Below are 1,288 nucleotides of genomic sequence, written 5' to 3' on the forward strand. Positions count from 1 at the left end.
TGAAATCATATATTTCTGACTCCTTGTGCCGGCACTCTGTTTCGTTACAACTCCGATCACATAGCTACGGCTATGCTCCCTCCGTTGTGCCTCACATAGTACCAGCCCAAGTAGCCAGAAATATTTGATTTCATATGGCCAGCTACTTATCCTCTCGGGTGATGTTCGCGGTGCAGTTCTGACAGCCTGTGGTTGGCAATATGGGTATATATCTGGGTGGTGGACAGATCACTATGGCCAAGCAGCAGCTGGACCACACGAAGATCTGCACCATGATTCAGAAGGTGAGTGGCAAAAGCATGCCGCAGGACATGGGGGGAAACGTCGCTACTGATACCGGCAATGGTATTGTAGTGCTTGATCCGATGCCAGAAGGTCTGTCGGGTCATTGGGCGCCCCTGGCGACCCGGAAACAGGGTTCGGCTTTCATACTGGTTCAGCAGATCACCTCTTGACTGTTTTAAATACTGCTCCAGCCACTCAATGGCATTCTGGCCCATGGGGACCAGTCGCTCCTTGCGGCCTTTACCAATGATGCGCAGTACACCCTGCCTGGGATTAATATTGTCCATATTCAGACTGACCAGCTCTGAGATTCTCAGACCGCAGGCATACAGGATCTCAAGCATGGCGCGATCACGAAGACCAATGGCTGTATCGGTATCCGGGCTGCTGAGCAGTGACTCTACCTCTTCTTCTGATAATGTTTTTGGCAATGACTTGCCCTGACGGGGCATATCAATATTGGCCGTAATGTCACGGGTGATCTGTTCAGATTGCCACAGGTAACGGTAGAAGGCTCTCAGGCTGGAGATCTGCCGGGCGGTGGACCGTGGGTGATAACCCTGCTCACAGCGCCAGCCCAGAAACCGATGAAGATCTCCCTCGCTGGCTGTGAGTAGTGGCTTGCCAGTGTTTTGTGTATGCTCCTGCAGCCACTTGGAGAACAGCAGCAGGTCCCGTTGGTAAGCTTCACGGGTGTTTTTGCTGAGGCCTCGTTCAAGCCAGAGGTGTTGTAAAAATGCCTGTATTTCCAAAGAAGCGGGGGATGGCATGGCAATCTGTAAATCCAATATTGCACGATAGTTTATATTAAGTAGTTGGCCAAATGGAATCGTATATTTCTGAGTTACTATGTAAGGCGCAACGCAGGCAGCATAGCCGTAGCTATGTGACCGGCGTTGCAACGAAGCAGAGTGGCTGCCCGCTTAGTCTGAAAATATGATTTCACTTGGTTAAGTAGCTGGCCATATGGAATCGAATATTTCTGGCTACTTGGGCTGGTACT

Annotated in this window: 1 protein-coding gene; it reads right to left on the minus strand. The window is 50.7% G+C overall.

What is annotated here, in order from left to right:
* Window positions 1-146 precede the first annotated feature (146 nt).
* On the minus strand, window positions 147-1,055 hold the full coding sequence (xerD, locus tag KDK14_RS07580; RefSeq protein ID WP_257264466.1) for a site-specific tyrosine recombinase XerD: 909 nt from the start codon (window positions 1,053-1,055) through the stop codon (window positions 147-149).
* Window positions 1,056-1,288: the final 233 nt, after the last annotated feature.

The sequence above is a fragment of the Endozoicomonas sp. ONNA2 genome, from assembly GCF_024606365.1.
GTDB lineage: Bacteria > Pseudomonadota > Gammaproteobacteria > Pseudomonadales > Endozoicomonadaceae > Endozoicomonas.